Raw genomic sequence first — 1,027 nt, forward strand, 5'->3', positions numbered from 1 at the left:
GGACCGTGGCCGGGCGCGGCACTGCGGCTGGGGGTGCGCTCCGGGCGCTGGTTCGGGCTGGGCGACGGCCACGGGCAGCTCGTCGGCCGGCAGGTGGAGGTGGTGGCCGAGGGTCGAGGCTCGGCGGCGCGCGGCCGGACGGCCCGGCTCTGGCTGCCGGACGAGCACGGCGCGGTGCGCCCGCTCCAGGAGCAGCCACAGCCAGTGGCGGAACCGGTGGCCGAGCGGACGGCACTCCGCGTGGCGGCGGTGGTCTGAGATGGCGGACGACAGGACCCCCCGGGTGCTGGTGGTCTGGTGCCCGGACTGGCCGGTGGCGGCCGTCACCGGCGACGACCCGGTCGCGGTGACCGAGGGCGGGCGGATCCTCGCCTGCTCGGCGGGCGCCCGGGCGGCCGGGGTGCGGCAGGGGCAGCGGCTCAAGCTGGCCCAGCGGCTCTGCCCGGAGTTGGAGCTGCGCGACCGCGACCCGGAGGCGGAGACCCGCCGCTTCGAGCCGGTGGTCGCGGCGGTGGAGGCGTTCACACCCCGGGTGGAGGTGATCCGCCCGGGCCTGTGCGCGATCCCGGTGAAGGGCCCGGGCCGCTACTTCGACGGTGAGGAGGCGCTGGCCGGCAAGGTCGGCAGGGCGGTGGCGGACGCCCTCGGGCAGCCGCTCGTCCCGGACGCCGTCCCGGGCGCGGTGGTTGTCGAGGAACGGCGGGCAGCCGTTCCGCAGGCCCAGGGCACAGCTGCCCCGCAGGCCCAGGGCACAGCCGCCCCGCAGGCCCAGGTCGGCGTCGCCGACGGCCTGTTCGCCGCCGTGCTCGCCGCCCGGGCCGGAGTGCTGGTCCCGGCCGGCCGGACGGCGGAGTTCCTCGCCCCGTACCCGGTGGGTGCGCTGGGCGACGAGGCGCTGGCCGAACTGCTCGGGCGGCTCGGCCTGCCCACCGTCGGGGCCTTCGCCGCGCTGCCGGCCGAGTCGGTCGCGGACCGCTTCGGCCCGTCCGGGACGGTCGCGCACCGGCTGGCCCGCGGCCTGCAGCCG

Annotated in this window: 2 pseudogenes; both read left to right on the top strand. The window is 79.1% G+C overall.

Annotated elements, in window-relative coordinates:
- A pseudogene (locus KS423_RS46145) lies at window positions 1-258 on the top strand (hypothetical protein); the annotation flags it as partial.
- Window position 259: 1 nt separating this feature from the next.
- A pseudogene (locus KS423_RS46150) lies at window positions 260-1,027 on the top strand (DNA polymerase Y family protein); the annotation flags it as partial.

It is taken from the genome of Streptomyces sp. LS1784, from assembly GCF_020103755.1.
Taxonomy (GTDB): domain Bacteria; phylum Actinomycetota; class Actinomycetes; order Streptomycetales; family Streptomycetaceae; genus Kitasatospora.